Raw genomic sequence first — 17,435 nt, forward strand, 5'->3', positions numbered from 1 at the left:
ATCTAAACACGAAAGTTTGATCGTTCAAATTACAAGTGTTACGTTACCTCGGTAGACGCAAATGTCAACCCGTCGCCCATCGACCGAATCAATGAGGAGTCGTGAGAATACTCATGGATGCCCCGCAGAACACCGAAAACACCGTTCTCCAGCCGCCGATGGAAGCAGCAGCACAGCCGCCACTGCAGCCATTGCTGCACGACGAGACGGTCGTGCTGCGAGCGCCCACGCAGGCCTGGTCGGCAGCCGACGGCTCGATCGGCGGCCAGCCGATCCACGGCATCTATTTCTCCGACGTGCGCATACTTTCGGCGCAGGCCATCCTGGTCGCGGGAGCGCCGCTCGAGCACCTGGCGAGCGTGTCCAGGGGCGCGGATTCCTCCGCCTTCGTCTCGCTTGCCCGCCAGCTCGACGACACGACAGCAGACCCAGGAGTGCGGGCCGAGCACGTTCGTACCGCCACCACCACCGGCATCGAGGAGCGCCTCGAGATCACCTCGAGGCTCGATCATGAACTCGTCACCGAGGTCCGAGTCGACTTCGTCGCGGATGCGACGGGGATGGACTTCATCAAGTCCGGGGCCGGTCAGTCGACGGCTCCCCCGGTCTCGATAGGAGGCGGGACTTCCCACACCGCCCTCTGGAACGGAGAAGACGTCTCGGTGCAGCTCGAGGCTCGCGGCGCATCCATCACCGCCGACTCCGTTTCATGGATCGTGACGGTTCCCGCACGCGGCAGTGCCAGCGTCTCATGGTCGTATAACGCCACCGATCAGCTCGCCGTCGTGAACGGCGCATTGGGACCGGTGCCCTGGGTCGTACCCGAGCTGCACGCCGACGACGACCGGCTGAGCCGGTGGGTCGCGCGAGCGCTCAGCGACCTCGATGCCCTTCGGCTCTCTGCCACCGCGAATCCTGACCAGCAGTTCCTCGCAGCAGGAGCCCCCTGGTTCTTCACGCTGTTCGGACGCGATTCGATCTGGGCCGCGCGGTTCATGCTGCCCCTGGGCACGCGCATCGCCGCAGACACACTCCGCGTGCTCGCGAGCCTGCAGGGCACGGCGCCCGTGGCTGACACCGCCGAGGAGCCAGGCAAGATCATGCACGAGCTGAGGCGCGTCTCCCTCGAGATGCCCGCGGAAGGGCTGCACCTTCCACCGCTGTACTACGGCACTGTCGACTCGACCGCGCTGTGGGTCTGCCTGCTGCACGACGCCTGGAAGTGGGGGATGCCCGTCGACGAGGTCCGCGCGCTGCTACCGCATCTCGAGCGAGCGCTCGAATGGATGCGCGACTTCGGTGACTCCGACGGTGACGGCCTGCTCGAATACGCCGACAAGTCCGGTCGCGGACTCTCGAACCAGGGCTGGAAAGACTCTGGCGACTCCGTGCAGTGGCGTGATGGCACGCTCGCAACGGGGCCGATCGCTCTCGTCGAGGTGCAGGCGTACGCCTACGAAGCAGCGATGCACGGCGCAGACCTGCTCGACGCCTTCGGTGCAGACGGTTCACCGTGGCGCGGGTGGGCGTCGCGACTGCGCACAGCATTCCATGACAAGTTCTGGATCCATGATGCGACCGGAGCCCATCTCGCCATTGCGCTCGACGCCGCCAAGAACCCCGTCGACACGGTCACGAGCAATATCGGGCACGTGCTCGGGACCGGGATACTCGACGAGCACCAGGCCGCACTCGTGGCCGCGCGACTCGTCGCACCCACGTTGAGCTCCGGATACGGCCTGCGCACGATGTCCACCGATTCCGCTGGATACTGGCCCCTGAGCTACCACGGCGGCTCCGTCTGGACGCACGACACCGCGATCGCGATCGCCGGACTGGCACGGGAGGGCTTCAGGAGCGAGGCCGATGAGTTGACCCGTGGACTGCTCGCCGCGGCATCCGGATTCGACTACAGGATGCCCGAGCTGCACTCCGGCGACCCCGCGACCGAGTTCGCACGACCCGTGCCGTACGCCGCAGCGTGCCGGCCCCAGGCGTGGTCGGCGGCGGCGGCGGTCTCGGTGCTGTCGAGCGTGCTGGGCCTGGTTCCGGATGCGCCTGCGGGAACGCTCGGGATCGCTCCCACGGGTGTGGTCGGCGGAGTGACGATGAATGGCCTGGTCTTCGACGGCGTCTCCGGCGGCGTTGCAACTAACGGAGCCGGAGAGGTGACCGCGGGGAACCTGCCGTTCGTGGTCGGCTGACCGGCAACGCGATAGTCCCCGAAGTGGGGCAGGCCTGAGGCATCCTCCAGTTCCTAGACTGTTGCCACACGACAGGGCCGGGGGAACAGTGTCGACGACAACTACAGCACCAGCAGGGTGGTATCCGAACCGATTGGACGCGACAACCCAGCGATGGTGGGACGGCTTTTCGTGGACGGAACACGTAACGCCCGTGATGGTCGCTGCAGAAGAAACGGCCCCGGTAGCAGCAATCGAACCCGCTTTTTCCACTGAGCCGTCAAAACTGACCCTGCCCTCATTCGACACGCTGCCCGGCGGCGGGACTTCCTACTCACCGTTCCCGAAGTCGATTCCGTCCGTGCCGTGGGCCCCGGCAGCCAGTACGACGGCCTGGCCGACCACCGTCCAGTCACCCAATACCATCTGGATCTGGCTGCTCGCCTTCGCGCCGCTCATCACCGGGATCGCCGTCGGCGTTGCCCAGGGGTTGCTGCTCGTCATCGGAACGGCCACCGCGGGCGCAGGAAGCTCTCCCGGGGTGCCTCTCTTCATCGGGCTCGTCATCGGCCTGATCCCCGTCTGGGTCTTCGCCGGCCTCGACATCCGCGCCCTGCGGCAGCGTGGTTACCACACCACGAGCATCCTGTTCATGCTGCTGGCCCCACCCCTGGTCTATTTCGCGGTACGAGGGCGGAGGCTCAGTCGGGATGGAGTTCGCTCGCGAGGACCAGAGATCGCGTTCCTGATCGTCATCTCGATCAATATCGCGCTCGCCATCATCAGGGGGATCGGCCTGGTAGCCTCCAGCACGCTGCTGCTCTAGGCACCCGTGCGCGAGCCTGCGCTGTCGAGGTCGCTACGAGCGCAGCGCCTGCAGTTTACTGAGGGTCGCGATGACCTGGCGAGCGATCATGCGGCCGGCACGGTTCGCGCCGATCGTGCTCGCCTGCGGACCGTAGCCGGCGAAGAACACGCGGGAGTCGCCTAGCGCGACACCGGCCGCGACCGACATCCCGCCCCCCTTCTCACGCAGCTTCAGGGATGCCAGGTGCCGCAGTTCCGGCCGGAAACCCGTCGACCAGATGATGGCGTCGGCCTCCTGGAAGGATCCGTCGGCCCAGCGCACGCAGGTCGGTTCGATAGCGCTGAACATCGGCCGCGGCGTGAGCAGCCCACGATCGATACCGGACTGGATGCGACGGGTGCGTGGCACGCCCGTGCCGCTGACGATGCTCGGAAGCGCCCGCCCGGCGCGCGCCGCTTCATCCTGCAACCGCACCGCTTCGACGCGTGCCTCCAGGTTGAGACCACCGTCGTCAAGGAAGTCGATGGGACGGCGACTCACCCAGGTCGTGTGTGCAGCGACGTTTTCGAGTTCGAGCAGGAATCCGATCGCAGAGGTTCCACCACCGACCACGACGACGTTCTCGCCCTCGAACTGCCGGGCAGAGACGTAATCGTTCGTGTGCACGTGCCTGCCCTGGAACGAGCGCAGGCCCGGGTACCACGGAATGAACGGGGCTCCCCAGGTGCCCGTGGCGTTGACCACGGTCTCGGTCGTGACCTGCTGCACGTGGTCACCGTCGGCGAGGGTGACGATCAGATCTGCGTCATGATTCTCGACGGCCGTGACATCCGCCGGCCTGACGACCTGGAACCCGTGGTGGTCTTCGTACCGCTGGTAGTAGTCGGCTACGACCTCTTTCGCGGGAGCCTGGCGATCGGCTGTCTCGAAGCTGAGGTCCAGCTCGTCCATCCCTGGCAGATCGTTGATCTTGTGGGCGGAACCGATGCGCAGAGCCTCCCAGCGAAACTGCCAGGCGCCACCGGTTCCCGGCCCGCGATCGAGCAGGACGAAGTCGTTCCCCGGGTCGAGCCCGAGTCGCTTGAGGTAGTACGCGACCGACAGTCCGGCCTGGCCCGCACCGATGACGACGACAGAGGTGTCGGTCGCAGCTGAGGTCACGCGCCAACGTTACCCGCCGCGGCGAACATCGGTGATCCCGGCGGCAATCCGTCGGGGGCCGCATGCTAAACTCATGGTTGGTTTTCATCCATCCCTGTTCGCTCGTTCGTCGGCCTGCGCCGTACTGCGCATCCCGGCGCACCGGGACAGACATCTGAGGGGGTCTCGCATGGGACGCGGCCGTCAAAAGGCGAAGCACACGAAGGTTGCACGCGACCTCAAGTACTTCAGCCCGGACACCAATTACGGTGCCCTCGCGAAAGAGCTCGGCACGCCGGGCGCAGCAATCGATCCCAAGCTCGAGGAAGACCTCGGTAAGTGGCCCGAGTTTGCCGGCGCAGCTCCGGCCGACGACGGTGACGAAGATGACCTCTACGTCGACCACTACGCCACCGACGAAGACGACGAAGACGAAGACGAGCCGAAGAGCGCCTAGCCGGCCACGCAAACTTCGCCGATCCTGATGCCAGCGATGGCCGGGCGGCGTACTGTCGCAGTGTGAGAATCACCGTAACCGGCGCAGCCGGCCAGATCGGCTACGCCCTCCTGTTCCGCATCGCATCCGGCGCGATGCTCGGCCCCGACGAACCGATCCAGCTTCGCCTGCTCGAAGTGCCACAGGCGATGCGGGCTGCGGAAGGGATCGCCATGGAACTCGACGACTGCGCGTTCCCGCAGCTGGCATCCATCGATATCTCGGATGACGCGACCAGTGCCTTCGACGGAGCCAGCATCGCGCTGCTGGTCGGCTCCCGCCCCCGTACGGCAGGCATGGAGCGCGGCGACCTCCTGGCGGCCAACGGTGGCATCTTCGGGCCGCAGGGCCGCGCGATCAATGACACGGCCGCAGAAGACATCCGTGTGCTCGTCGTCGGCAATCCGGCTAACACCAACGCCCTGATCGCGGCATCGCATGCTCCGGATGTTCCGGCCAGCCGCTTCACAGCGATGACCCGACTCGACCACAATCGTGCGCTCTCCCAGCTTGCCCGTCACACCGGGGCACCGGTCTCGTCCCTGACCCGGATGACGATCTGGGGAAACCATTCCGCCACGCAGTATCCGGATCTGAGCCATGCGCTCGTCGCCGGTGATCCCGTCTCGGTGCAGCAGGACTGGGTCGAGAGCGAGTTCATCCCCACCGTCGCCCGGCGCGGGGCCGCGATCATCGAGGCGCGCGGTTCGTCGTCGGCGGCCTCTGCCGCCAATGCCGCCATCGAACACCTGCGGGACTGGATCGGAGGCACCCCAGACGGAGACTGGACCTCCGCGGGCATCGTCTCTGACGGCTCGTATGGCGTTCCGGCCGGTCTCGTAAGCTCGTTCCCCGTCACCTCCTCGGGCGGAGAGTGGGCGCTGGTCCCGGATCTCTCGATCGACGCATTCTCTCGGTCACGGATCGACGCATCGGTGGCCGAGTTGCTCGATGAGCGCAATGCCGTCGAGGCTCTTGGACTGTTGGCGGGTCGCGCCTAGCTGTGGATCCCGCTCAGCTGGCGTAAGCGCCGGCCAGGCGAACTGCGCCCCCGTCGACGCCCTTGGCGCCCTGGGTGAAGCCGCTGAGGTCGCGCGCGGCCATGCCCACCCGACCGATCTCCCACGAGGGGATGCCGTCTGCCGACAGCTGGGCGATGACACCGTCTGCCGCCTCGGCACTGACAACCGCGATCATGCCGATGCCGAGATTCCAGGTGCCTTCGGCGCTTTCCAGCGTGGAACCGGCGAACTCGGAGAGCACCCTGAACACCGGCGGCGGCGACCAGGTCGAGCGTTCGACCTCGACCCATGAACCGACGGGAAGCACCCGCGCGAGGTTGGCGGCGATACCACCACCCGTGACGTGACTGAGGGCGTGCACGCCCCCGGTCGGCAGCACCCGCAGCAACGGCGACGTGTAGAGGCGCGTCGGCACGAGCAACACTTCGCCGACGATGCCGCCGAGGTCATCGGACCGATCCAGGTAGCCGATGTTACGTGACGCCAGGATGTGCCGCACGAGTGAGAAACCGTTGCTGTGGAGGCCTGACGATTCCATCGCGATGACGACGTCGCCATCCTGAACCAGATGCGCGCCGAGCAGGTCGTCGGCCTCGACGGCTCCGACCGCCGCACCGGCCACGTCATAGTCATCCGGCCCGAGGAGCCCCGGATGCTCGGCGGTCTCGCCCCCGACCAACGCCGTTCCGGTGGCTGAGCAGGCCCGCGCGATGCCGGCGACGATGTCGGCGATGCGGGCCGGGACCACCCGTCCGCACGCGATGTAATCCGTCATGAAGAGAGGCTGGGCGCCAACCACGATGATGTCGTCGACGACCATGCCGACGAGATCCTGGCCGATCGTGTCGTGCTTGTCGAGCGCCTGCGCGATGGCGACCTTGGTGCCGACCCCGTCCGTGGAGGTCGCGAGCAGGGGCCGCTCGAAGCTCTTCAGGAACGACACGTCGAAGAGCCCGGCGAACCCACCGAAACCGCCAAACACGCCGGGGCCGTGTGTCGCAGCCACCGCCGACTTCATCAGCTCGACCGCGAGGTCGCCCGCTTCAGTGTCGACTCCGGCGTCGCGATAGCTGGTGGATGCGTCGTCAGTCACGGCTCAAGCGTACCGGCGGCGCCGACGCGGTCGATCAACGTGTGAGAAACTTGAACGTACCCGCGCCGGGTACTCCCCCTCGAGCTCGGGAGACCCGCTTATTCATGTGCGGCATCGTCGGAATAGTGTCATCCCAGCCGGTCAACCAGCAGGTCTATGACGCGCTGCTGCTGCTGCAGCACCGCGGGCAGGATTCCACCGGAATCGCCACGGCAGAGGGCAACACCCTGCACATGCAAAAAGCCCGCGGCCAGGTTCGCGAGGCGTATCGCACGCGGGACATGCGCAACCTGCCCGGCAACATGGGCCTCGGACACGTGCGTTACGCCACCAAAGGCAACGCCGCCGACGAGCAGGAGGCGCAGCCGTTCTATGTCAATGCGCCGTACGGCATCACCCTCATCCACAACGGCAACCTCACCAACACCCGTGAACTGACCGCGCAGCTGTTTCACATCGACCGTCGTCATCTCAACACCTCGAGCGACACCGAACTGCTCGTGAACGTGCTCGCCAACGAACTGCAGTCCCAGGTGTCAGGCAGTGATCTCGACCCCGACCAGGTGTTCAACGCCATCTCCCGCGTCCACGAGCGCGTCGAAGGCTCCTATGCCGCCATCGCCCTGATCGCCGGCCATGGGTTGCTCGCCTTCCGCGATCCGTTCGGCATCAGGCCGCTCGTGCTGGGGCGCCGCCAGGTCGGATTCGCCGGGGACGAGTGGATCGTCGCATCCGAGTCTCTCGTGCTGGAAAGCGCCGGTTACGAGTTCGTGCGCGACATCGCCCCGGGCGAGGCCATCTTCATCGCACCGGATGGCGAGATTGCGAGCCGGCAGTGCGCCACCAACCCACGATTGATTCCGTGCTCGTTCGAGTACGTGTACCTCGCACGCCCCGACTCGATCATGAACGGCATCTCGGTCTACGAGGCCAGGCTGCGACTCGGTGACCGCCTCGCCGACACCATCGCCCGATACACGCCCGAGGGTGATATCGATGTCGTCATGCCGATCCCCGACTCGTCGAGGCCCGCCGCCATGCAGGTCGCACAGAAGCTCGGCGTCGAATACCGCGAGGGGTTCTACAAGAACCGCTACGTCGGCCGCACCTTCATCATGCCGGGTCAGGCCGAGCGCAAAAAGAGCGTGAAGCAGAAACTGAACGCGATGGGCAGCGAGTTCAGGGGCAAGAACATCCTGATCGTGGATGACTCGATCGTGCGTGGCACGACCTCGAAAGAGATCGTGCAGATGGCTCGCGAGGCCGGCGCCAACAAGGTCACGTTCACCTCTGCCGCGCCGCCCGTGCGCTTTCCGCACGTGTACGGGATCAACATGCCCTCCCGCCAGGAGCTGGTCGCCCATGGCCGCAAGATCCCCGATATCAACCGCGAGCTCGGCAGCGACTACCTGATCTACCAGGAGGTCGCAGACATGCAGGCGGCCATCATCGAGGGTTCGGATGTCGCCGCGCTGGAGATGAGCTGCTTCACGGGCGACTATGTGACGGGCACCGTCTCACCCGAGTACCTGGACTGGGTCGAGCGCACGCAGTTCAGCTAGCGGGCAGCTCAGGCGGTTGGTTCTTCCGGCCGCTTCTCGGTGATGAATTCGGCCTCACCCGTCTTCGCGCGCTTCTTGGAGCGATAGTCGACGATGAGCGCCAGGATCGCACCGAGCAATACACCTGCCGTCACGCCGAACAATGAGAAGTAGGCGAACAGCGGCCCGAATCCGACAAGCGGGTCGATCGGGAACATCGAAGTGAGGATGAGGGTCGCGATCGCACCGACCCCGCCGCCCCCGATCAGGAAGGCCGGAATCTTCGGTGCGCGGCGCACCGTCACCTTCTCGGTGCCGGCCTCTGGCGCTGGGGTCTCGGGGGTAGCGTCGCTCACGCCCCCATTCTCCCCCACCCGCCTGAGCGCTGCTGCCGAGGCGCCACTCTCGCCGCACGATTCGGGACCCGGTGACACCACCGGCGCCTCGCGGGCCGGTTGGGGACGGTTGGGGACGGGCGGTCAGACCGCTGTGGGCGCAGCGGGTCCGTCGCGCCAGGCGATCGGCAGGTAGTCGCTGAGGTCAGCTCTCTGGCCGGATGCCGCAACACGGCCCGCGCGCACGGCATCGGCCCACGCCAGCCCTCCGGTGGCGAGGGCGAGCCAGGTCGCGGCATCCATCTCGACGACATTGGGCGGAGTCCCGCGGGTATGCCGGGGCCCCTGGATGGCCTGCACTGCCCCGAATGGCGGCACCCGGATCTCGACGGTGTTGCCTTCCGCGCTGTCAGCCAGCAGCTGCAGCAGGTAGCGCACCGCGGTAGCCGTCGAATCGCGAGGGGCTGGGTCGACCATGGCGGCGATGACCGCGCTGTGACCGGCATCGTCGGCTATGCGTTTGGGGGGCATGCTCTTACGGTACTTCGCTGGGTAGTGTTGACCCGTGCGAATCCTGGTTCTCGGCTCCGGTGCGCGAGAGCACGCCATCATCCAATCTCTCCTGAGGGAGAGCCCGGCCCACCACATCACCGCGGCTCCCGGCAATGCCGGCATCGCCGCCGTCGTGCCCGTGGTCGCACTCGATCCGACCCGGGGCGACATCGTCTCGCAGTACGCCCTCGACAGCGACATCGACCTGGTCATCATCGGCCCAGAGGCTCCCCTGGTGGCGGGCGTCGCAGACAAGCTGCGCCAGCGCGGGATTCCGGTCTTCGGGCCCGGCCGCGCCGCAGCTGCCCTCGAGGGCAGCAAGACGTTCGCCAAACGGATCATGGATGACGCCGGGGTTCCGACGGGTCGCGCCACCCGCGTCGGCTCCCTCGAGGAGGCGATCGACGCGATCGACGAGTTCGGCGCGCCCTACGTGGTGAAAGCTGATGGGCTGGCCGCCGGGAAGGGCGTGCTGGTCACCGAGAGCCGTGCCGATGCCGTCGCCCACGCCACATTCTGGCTCACCCACGGCAGCGTGCTGGTGGAGGAGTTTCTCGCTGGCCAGGAGGTCTCGCTCTTCCTGCTGAGCGACGGCCATACTGTGCTCCCGCTGTCTCCCGCGCAGGACTACAAACGGGCCCTCGACGGCGACCTCGGGCCCAATACCGGCGGCATGGGTGCGTACTCGCCCCTGCCGTGGCTGCCCGACACGTTCGTCGACGAGGTCATCGAGTCGGTCGCGCTGCCCACCATCCGCCAACTCGCGAGCGAAAACACCCCGTTCATCGGCCTGCTTTACTGCGGCCTGATCGTCACGGATGCCGGCGTGCGCGTGATCGAATTTAACGCGCGATTCGGCGATCCCGAGACCCAGGTCGTGCTGCCGAGGCTCATCACTCCGCTGAGCGGACTGCTGCTGGCGGCCGCGACCGGCCAGCTCGGTTCGACGCCCCGCCCGGAGTTCTCAACGGATGTCGCGGTGACGGTGGTGCTCGCGAGTGAGGGCTACCCCGAGAATCCGATCACCAACCGACCCATCGGCGGCCTCGCGGACATCGAGAAGGTCACGATCGCCCACGCCGCAACCGCTCTCGTCGGCGGGGAGTTCGTCGCTACCGGCGGTCGCGTGCTGAGCGTCGTGGCGCTCGGAGCCGACTTCACCGAGGCCAGGGCGCGCGCATACGCCGCGCTCGATACCATCACGCTCGAGGGTGGGCATTACCGCACCGACATCGCCCTGCGGGTCGCGCAGTGAGCGCAGTGCCCGAGGGCTGGACACTGTTCTACTCCGGCAAGGTACGTGACCTGTATCGCTCGGACGAACACGAGGGTCGCGTGCTGATGGTCGCCAGCGATCGTGTCAGTGCGTTCGACCACGTGCTGGAGCCGGGCATCCCGGGCAAGGGCGCGCTGCTTACGAGCCTGAGCCTGTGGTGGTTTGCGCAGCTCGATGTTCCGAACCACCTGGCGCCTCATGATTCGGTGCCGGATGCCGCGACCGAGCTTCCCGCGAGCGCCATGCTCGTCACCACCCTCGACATGTACCCCGTGGAATGCGTTGTGCGAGGCTACCTGTCCGGCAGCGGCTGGCTCGAATACCAGCAGTCGGGGAGCGTCTGTGGAGTGCAGCTCCCCGCTGGCCTGAATGATGGCGATCGCCTGCCGGAGCCGATCTACACCCCGGCGTGGAAAGCCCCACTGGGCGAGCACGACGAGAACATCACGTTCGAACGCACCGTCGAGCTGGTCGGCGCCGAGGCCGCCGCAGCCCTGCGCGACACGTCGCTCGCGATCTTCCGGGCGGCGTCTGCGATCGCTGAGAAGCGCGGCATCATCCTGGCCGACACGAAATTCGAGTTCGGGGCAGACCCCGCGACGGGCGAGCTCACTCTCGCCGACGAGGTGCTCACGAGCGACTCGAGCCGCTACTGGGATGCCGCGCTCTATGAGACGGGCAACCGGACGGCGAGCTTCGACAAGCAGATCGTGCGCGACTGGCTCGCCGCCCACTGGGACAAGACCGGCACGCCTCCTGAACTTCCGGCCGAGATCGTGGAGCGCACCGCGGCCCGATACCGGGAGTTGATCGAGAGGCTGACGGGAGCGTGATCGTGCGCGAGGTCGAGTGGGAACATCCTGATTCCGTCGCCATGCGCACCGGCCAGCGGCTCGACCTGGATGTGCGCTACGGCAGCCCGGACTCCGAGCCTGGGCCGCACCCGACTGCCGACGACATCTCGGTGTTCTTCGTGGCATACACCGATGACGGTGAGGCGATCGGCAGCGGCGCCCTGCGGAAGCTCGACGACCAGCACGCCGAGATCAAGCGGATGTTCGTCGAGCCGGCCCATCGCGGATCCGGTGCCGCGAGCGCTATCCTGCGGCGACTCGAAGAGTTTGCCCGCGAGCGCGACTGGCACAGGCTCGTGCTGGAGACCGGCCACCGCCAGCCGGACGCCGTGCGCTTCTACGAGCGGGAGGGGTATCGCCCGATCCCGAAGTTCGGCTACTACGTCGACAGCCAGCACTCCCTCTGCTTCGAAAAGGTGCTCTGAGAGCAGGCCCAGGCGCTGCCGCGTGACCGCGCGCCCGGGTCTTTCGGCAGCACCCAATCCGATGCGCGAAGCGCGCCGAATCTTCTGCGATGGCTCGCTGCCCCAGACGGCGGGCCATCGCCATGCCCAGCGGCATTCTCTTGCGGAATAGTTGAAGCGACAACCGAGTTGTGCTGACCATGTCCGATCACCTGCTTGCCGCAGACACCGCGATGGGCCCGGTCACCCTGAGTGTCGGCGATCTCGACGCCATGACGGCCTACTATCGCGACGCTGTCGCACTCGAGGTGATGGACGCCGCGGGTGACACCGTCACGCTCGGTCGCGGCACCACGCCCGTCGTCATCCTGAAGCACACCCCGGCCCTGAAGCATGCCAGCGGCCGCGACGCGGGACTGTTCCACACCGCGATCCTCTTCGAGACCGAGGAGGCTCTCGCCGCGTCGGTCAACTCGGTGGCCCACAAGTACCCGGCTGCGTTCACGGGCAGCTCGGACCACCTCGTCAGCAAAGCTTTCTACTTCACCGACCCGGAGGGCAACGGCGTCGAGCTCTACTGGGACAGGGAGCGCTCGGCATGGAGCTGGGTGCACGGCAGCATCGAGATGTCGACGCTCTACCTCGACCCGAACACGTTCCTGCAGGAGAACCTCACCGAGAGGGCAGCCACAGAGCCCATGATCGGCGGGGCGGCGGTCGGGCACGTGCACCTGAGAGTGGGAGACGTCGCGACCGCGCGCGAGTTCTATGTCGGCCGACTCGGCTTCGACGAGACCGTCGCATTCGGCGACCAGGCGCTCTTCGTCAGTGCCGGCGGCTACCACCACCACATGGCCATGAACACCTGGAGCTCCCGGGGAGCCGGCCCCCGCCTGCCCGCGCTGGGGCTCGCGCAGGTCGACATCGAGGTTCCTGCGGCAGACGACCTGTTGGCACTGGCCGATCGGATGACTCACTTCGGCATCCAGACCAGGAACGACGGACAGGCCGTCAGCTTCAACGACCCGTGGGCGAATGCCATCAGGGTCGGCGTTGCATCCGCCTGATAGGCCGAGGCGAGAGAAAGCCCGACCGGGTTCTGGATGCGTCCCACTGCAGCCGTCGGTTGCAGCGAAAGTCGAGCGTGCCAGCAGCCTCGATGGGGCGGCGGCTCACCCGGTCGGCGCTAGCCGTCGAGGCGCTCGTCGATCTGTTGGATGACCTCCCAGGCACCCTCCTCCGAGTTCGAGAGCACGACAACGTCGAGCCCGTCATCCAGGTAGTGGCGCACGATTCCCGAGGCTCCGGGATTGATCCCGTCTTTGTAGTACGAGCGCACGGTGCCGTCTTCATGCATGTCGAATTCGAGGCCGAACCCGTACCACGTCGCCTCGTCGTGTTCCACCTGCGGGGAGAAGAACTCGTCGGTGAACTCCTGGTTCAGCAGCTCGCCGTTGCGCAGGGCCTGGAGGAACGTCACGAGGTCTGCGGCGGTGGCGTGGGCGCCGCCATCGGGGGAACCGATCGACGGATAGCTGTAGATATTCTGCACCCACGTGCCATCCACCAGGTCCCAGCCTTCGGCAACCCGGGGCGCGGCATCCCGGCGATCATAGAAGCCCGAATCGTGCATGCCCGACTTCGTGAACACCTCGTCGAACACGTATTGCCGGAACGCGACTCCCGTGACCTTCTCGAGCGCCAGCCCCGCCAGAATGTAGCCGGCGTTGTTGTAGCGGCAGTCGACACCGGGCGCGTTCAGGGGTGGTTTGTTGACGAACTGCGGCAGGAAATCCCTGGTCTCGATCACCGAATAGTTGGGGGTCTCTCGCCACAGGTCGTCATAGTTCTCGCCGTCTTCCTCGTCTGCGTCATCCGCAATGCCGCTCGTATGGGTCAGAAGGTGCAGAAGCGTCACGTCGATGCCGATAGCCGTGCCCTCGAGGTCGACATAGTGGTGGATGGAGGTCTCGAGATCCAGGTTGCCTTTACCCACCTGTTGCAACACAGCCACGCTCGTGAACAGCTTCGTGATCGAGGCTGTGTCGAAGCGGGTGTCCACATCGTTCCGAACGCCCCAGCGCTGGGTGGCGAGGCCCGTCGCAGCTTCGAAGACCGTACGGTTTCCGTCGCGGATGAGCACCATCCCGGCGAAATCCTGGTCGGCGAGAAAGTGATCGAGGCCGGTGGTATCCATGGGAGGAGCCTACCGACCCGGCATCACTGTTCATCTGGTGCTGCTCTCGATCTGGTGTTGCTCTCGATCTAGCATTGGACCATGAGGGCGATCCGCAGGCTGAGCATGGTCGCGATGCTTCCGACCGCCCCCGTGCTGCTGGCGCAGGGCCGACGACTGCGCCGGGACACCATCAGGCTCCCGGATGCCGCGCAGCCCTGGCAGGGAACCCTCAACGGTCCCGATGCGCTGAGACTTCTCGTGCTCGGCGACTCGACGGCGGCCGGCGTGGGGGCGACCACCCAGGATGACGCCCTGCCGGGAAACCTCGCGCGGCAACTGGGTGCGCGCACCGGCAGGGGCGTCCAGTGGACGGCGGCCGGTCGCAACGGTGCCACCTCGCGCGACCTCATCACGGACTACCTCGACACGGCGGTCGCCGAGCGGTGGGATGTCGTGTTCCTCACGATCGGGGCCAACGACGCGCTGGGGTTGCGGACCCGCTCGGCGTTCGCGCGCGACATGCGCGTCATCCTGAACGCACTCACCGCCGTGAGCCCCGTCGTGCTGGTGTCGTCGCTGCCGGCGTTCTTCAGGTTCGAGCTGCTGCCGAACCCGCTGCGTTTCAACCTCTACCTGCATTCGCGCAGCCTCGAAGACGCGGCCCGCGCCGTCGCGGCGACGTTCGACACCGTGCACATGTCGCCGCCGCCACCGCCCTACACCGATGGGTTCTTCGCGACAGACCTGTTCCACCCAAGTGCAACCGGGTACCACGACTGGGCAGAATTCGCGGTAGCGGATGCCGCGGCCGCCGGCATCCTGTGATCCTCGGCTCGCTCGCCGCCGTCGCCACCCTCGTCACCGAGGCGCGCGCTTCGACCCCCGCCGCGCGGCGGCTTCTCGTGGGAATCGTCGGACCGCCTGGGGCCGGCAAATCGACCATCGCCGCGGCTCTGGTCGAGCTGCTGCCGGCAGTGGCGCTGCTGCCGATGGATGGCTTCCACCTCCCCCAGGCCGAGCTGCGTCGCCTCGGCCGCCGCGAGCGTATGGGCGCACCTGACACCTTCGACGTCGACGGGTTCGTGGCAACCCTCGCCGATGTTCGTAATTCGGGCCTTTCGGTCCCGGCCCCCGGCTTCGACCGCGGAATCGAGGAGCCGGTGCCCGGCGCGATCGTCATTTCGCAGGAGCTGTCAACTGTGGTGGTGGATGGCAACTACCTATTGCTGTGGGAGACAGCCGCGGCCCACCTCGACCTGGCGTTCTTCGTGGACGTCGATCACGACACCCGGATCGGCCGGCTCGTCGAACGTCACGAGAAATTCGGCAAGTCGCCGGAACAGGCCCGGGCCTGGGCGCTCGGGCCCGACGAGGCCAATGCCGAGGTCATCACGGCGACGGCGACCCGCGCGGATCACGTCATCCGGCTGTAACAACTACACCAACGGCGCGATCGGCATCGCGCAGGTACACGTGATCGGGACCCCCCATTCAGAAATGGCATGATGGTCTGGCCCCTTGCAGGGCCATGACGTAATGGAGAACCGCCGTGAGCAGACCGAAGGTCATCGAGTTCCCGTCCCGTGTGGCGGGAGCGGGCGTCGCACCACCGCCCACCAACCGGTTCGCGCGATGGCTGCTCACTGACAAGGTGCAGCCCAACGGTCCCGAGGTCGCGGAATCGACAGCGCGCACACACTCCTGGTGGAAGGTCATGACCCTCACCGGAGTCGACTACTTCTCGACCCTCTCCTACCTTCCGGGCATTGCCGCGTTGGCGGCCGGTGCGCTCTCGCCTCTCGCCACGCTGCTGATCGTGGCGCTGACGCTCCTCGGCATGTTGCCGATGTATCGACGAGTGGCGAAGGAGAGTCCCCACGGGCAGGGATCCGTCGCGATGCTCGAGAGACTGCTGCCATTCTGGCGGGGAAAATTCTTCGTACTCGTGCTGCTCGGCTTTGTGGCGACATCCTGGATCATCACGATCACCCTGTCATCGGCTGATGCCACGGTGCACCTTCTCGAAAACCCCTTCGTCCCCGATGCCCTCAGCGGACAGGCCGTGCCGATCACCATCGTGCTGCTGCTGATCCTCGGCGGTGTGTTTTTGAAGGGCTTCACCGAAGCGGTCAATGTGGCCATCCCGCTGGTCGCGGTGTTCCTTGGGCTCAACGCGGCCGTGATCGTGGCCGCATTCATCGACATAGCAGCGAACCCGATCGCCGTGGATGACTGGATTGCCGCGCTGGGTTCGAGCGGTGGCGGCTGGAGCGGCGTCATTCTTCCCGCCCTCCTGGCGTTCCCCCTTCTGGTGCTCGGACTGTCCGGGTTCGAGACCGGCGTCAGCATGATGCCACTGGTCGCCGCCAAGGGTGCAACACCCGAGGAGCGGCTCGAGTCGCGCATCAGTAACACCCGTAAGTTACTCACCTCCGCGGCACTGATCATGAGCGTGTACCTGCTCTCATCGAGCCTGGTGACGACATTGCTGATCCCGGCGAAGGAGTTCGCCGCCGGCGGCGAGGCAAATGGTCGCGCGCTCGCCTACCTCGCGCACGGGTTGCTCGGGGAGGGCTTCGGAACCGTCTACGACATCAGCAGCGTGCTCATCCTCTGGTTTGCTGGCGCCTCCGCCATGGCCGGCCTGATCAACATCGTTCCGCGATACCTGCCCTCCTACGGCATGGCGCCGGAATGGAGCCGCGCGGTGCGTCCCGTGGTGCTGATCTATACGGCAATCAGTATCGTGCTGACGATCGGCTTCAATGCCGATGTCAATGCGCAGGCTGGCGCATACGCCACCGGAATTCTCGCGATGATGGTCTCCGGAGCGGTCGCGGTGACGATCTCGGCGATCCGAAAGAAACAGCGCGCGGCAAGCATCGGTTTCGGCGTGCTCACCCTCGTCATGCTCTTCGCACTCATCGAGAACATCCGCGAGAAGCCCGATGGCATCGCGATCTCAGCCCTGTTCATCGCCGGGATCGTCACCATCTCCCTGATCTCACGCGTCTCCCGCACCACAGAGTTGAGAGCGACGCGCATCGAGTTCGACGGTGAAGCCCAACGTTTCATCGAAGAGTCAGCCCGACACGACGGGGAATTGAACATCATCGCCAACAAGATGGATGGCGGCGATCACGCAGAGTACCGGGCGAAGGAGAGGGAGCAGCGCGGGGTCAACCCCGTGCCTGGGCGCGCCAGCGTGCTTTTTCTCGAAATCCAAGTTGTCGATCCTTCCGAGTTCGGGGATGTCCTGTACGTTCGCGGGATCGACGTCGACGGTCATCGAATCCTGCGCGCAGCGAGCCCTGCCATACCCAACGCGATCGCCGCTATCTTGCTCGCGTTGAGGGACGGTTCCGGGCTCAAACCTCACGCCTACTTCCAGTGGTCTGAGGGAAACCCCCTGGGACACCTGCTGCGCTACCTCATTCTTGGCAGGGGAGACACGGCACCGATTGTGCGGGAGATCCTGCGCGAAGTGGAGAAGGATCCGAAGAAGAGGCCGGGCATCCACGTCGGCTGAGCTCCCCCACCAGCGTCGGCCCC

General features: G+C 66.2%; 17 protein-coding genes. 12 read left to right on the forward strand and 5 right to left on the reverse strand.

The window, feature by feature from the left end:
• Positions 1-101 precede the first annotated feature (101 nt).
• Both IEW81_RS06380 and IEW81_RS06385 read left to right on the forward strand, forming a co-directional pair.
• Complete coding sequence (locus IEW81_RS06380; RefSeq protein WP_308421889.1) at positions 102-2,204, forward strand: glycogen debranching N-terminal domain-containing protein; 2,103 nt, start codon at positions 102-104, stop codon at positions 2,202-2,204.
• Between the two features lie 88 nt (positions 2,205-2,292).
• Positions 2,293-3,009, forward strand: coding sequence for a DUF2510 domain-containing protein (locus tag IEW81_RS06385; RefSeq protein WP_188732690.1), 717 nt, complete (start codon positions 2,293-2,295; stop codon positions 3,007-3,009).
• A gap of 33 nt (positions 3,010-3,042) precedes the next feature.
• On the opposite strand, the gene IEW81_RS06390 is transcribed toward IEW81_RS06385, so the two are convergent.
• On the reverse strand, positions 3,043-4,152 hold the full coding sequence (locus tag IEW81_RS06390; RefSeq protein ID WP_097059932.1) for an NAD(P)-binding domain-containing protein: 1,110 nt from the start codon (positions 4,150-4,152) through the stop codon (positions 3,043-3,045).
• A gap of 169 nt (positions 4,153-4,321) precedes the next feature.
• Here IEW81_RS06390 and IEW81_RS06395 point away from each other — a divergent pair, with 169 nt between their 5' ends.
• Both IEW81_RS06395 and IEW81_RS06400 read left to right on the forward strand, forming a co-directional pair.
• Entirely contained in the window at positions 4,322-4,588 is a 267-nt protein-coding gene (locus tag IEW81_RS06395) for a DUF3073 domain-containing protein (protein WP_097059931.1), read from the forward strand.
• A 62-nt stretch (positions 4,589-4,650) separates the two neighbouring features.
• Positions 4,651-5,628, forward strand: coding sequence for a malate dehydrogenase (locus tag IEW81_RS06400; protein ID WP_097059930.1), 978 nt, complete (start codon positions 4,651-4,653; stop codon positions 5,626-5,628).
• A 13-nt stretch (positions 5,629-5,641) separates the two neighbouring features.
• Here the strand turns inward: IEW81_RS06400 and purM are convergent, their stop codons facing one another.
• Positions 5,642-6,742, reverse strand: coding sequence for a phosphoribosylformylglycinamidine cyclo-ligase (gene purM / locus IEW81_RS06405; RefSeq protein WP_097059929.1), 1,101 nt, complete (start codon positions 6,740-6,742; stop codon positions 5,642-5,644).
• A 104-nt stretch (positions 6,743-6,846) separates the two neighbouring features.
• Between purM and purF the strand changes: the two genes are divergently transcribed.
• A complete protein-coding gene (gene purF / locus IEW81_RS06410) occupies positions 6,847-8,304 on the forward strand; it encodes an amidophosphoribosyltransferase (RefSeq protein WP_097059928.1) in 1,458 nt (485 codons plus the stop codon).
• A gap of 8 nt (positions 8,305-8,312) precedes the next feature.
• Here purF and IEW81_RS06415 read toward each other — a convergent pair whose 3' ends face one another.
• Together IEW81_RS06415 and IEW81_RS06420 are read right to left on the reverse strand one after the other, a co-directional pair.
• Positions 8,313-8,639: a hypothetical protein gene (locus tag IEW81_RS06415; protein WP_097059927.1), complete on the reverse strand. Its 327-nt coding sequence runs from the start codon at positions 8,637-8,639 to the stop codon at positions 8,313-8,315.
• A 123-nt stretch (positions 8,640-8,762) separates the two neighbouring features.
• A complete protein-coding gene (locus tag IEW81_RS06420) occupies positions 8,763-9,149 on the reverse strand; it encodes a sterol carrier family protein (protein ID WP_097059926.1) in 387 nt (128 codons plus the stop codon).
• Positions 9,150-9,183: 34 nt separating this feature from the next.
• On the opposite strand from IEW81_RS06420, the gene purD reads away from it, so the two are divergent.
• The 4 genes from purD to IEW81_RS06440 all read left to right on the forward strand — a co-directional run bounded on the left by purD (position 9,184) and on the right by IEW81_RS06440 (position 12,771).
• A complete protein-coding gene (purD, locus tag IEW81_RS06425) occupies positions 9,184-10,425 on the forward strand; it encodes a phosphoribosylamine--glycine ligase (RefSeq protein WP_097059925.1) in 1,242 nt (413 codons plus the stop codon).
• Positions 10,422-11,279: a phosphoribosylaminoimidazolesuccinocarboxamide synthase gene (locus IEW81_RS06430; protein ID WP_097059924.1), complete on the forward strand. Its 858-nt coding sequence runs from the start codon at positions 10,422-10,424 to the stop codon at positions 11,277-11,279. The genes purD and IEW81_RS06430 overlap by 4 nt, the downstream gene beginning before the upstream one ends.
• 2 nt (positions 11,280-11,281) lie before the next feature.
• Positions 11,282-11,725, forward strand: a complete 444-nt coding sequence (locus IEW81_RS06435) for a GNAT family N-acetyltransferase (protein ID WP_229671258.1) — start codon at positions 11,282-11,284, stop codon at positions 11,723-11,725.
• A gap of 179 nt (positions 11,726-11,904) precedes the next feature.
• Positions 11,905-12,771, forward strand: a complete 867-nt coding sequence (locus IEW81_RS06440; RefSeq protein ID WP_097060376.1) for a VOC family protein — start codon at positions 11,905-11,907, stop codon at positions 12,769-12,771.
• 119 nt (positions 12,772-12,890) lie between these two features.
• Here IEW81_RS06440 and IEW81_RS06445 read toward each other — a convergent pair whose 3' ends face one another.
• Complete coding sequence (locus IEW81_RS06445; RefSeq protein WP_097059922.1) at positions 12,891-13,901, reverse strand: serine hydrolase domain-containing protein; 1,011 nt, start codon at positions 13,899-13,901, stop codon at positions 12,891-12,893.
• A gap of 81 nt (positions 13,902-13,982) precedes the next feature.
• Here IEW81_RS06445 and IEW81_RS06450 point away from each other — a divergent pair, with 81 nt between their 5' ends.
• From IEW81_RS06450 to IEW81_RS06460, 3 genes are all read left to right on the forward strand, one after another.
• The gene (locus tag IEW81_RS06450) at positions 13,983-14,708 is read left to right on the forward strand and encodes an SGNH/GDSL hydrolase family protein (protein WP_097059921.1); all 726 of its coding nucleotides are present in this window, start codon (positions 13,983-13,985) and stop codon (positions 14,706-14,708) included.
• A complete protein-coding gene (locus IEW81_RS06455) occupies positions 14,705-15,316 on the forward strand; it encodes a nucleoside/nucleotide kinase family protein (RefSeq protein ID WP_229671259.1) in 612 nt (203 codons plus the stop codon). The genes IEW81_RS06450 and IEW81_RS06455 overlap by 4 nt, the downstream gene beginning before the upstream one ends.
• 116 nt (positions 15,317-15,432) lie before the next feature.
• The gene (locus tag IEW81_RS06460; RefSeq protein WP_229671260.1) at positions 15,433-17,412 is read left to right on the forward strand and encodes an APC family permease; all 1,980 of its coding nucleotides are present in this window, start codon (positions 15,433-15,435) and stop codon (positions 17,410-17,412) included.
• Positions 17,413-17,435: the final 23 nt, after the last annotated feature.

The organism is Salinibacterium xinjiangense, assembly GCF_014645015.1.
GTDB classification, from domain to species: domain Bacteria; phylum Actinomycetota; class Actinomycetes; order Actinomycetales; family Microbacteriaceae; genus Rhodoglobus; species Rhodoglobus xinjiangensis.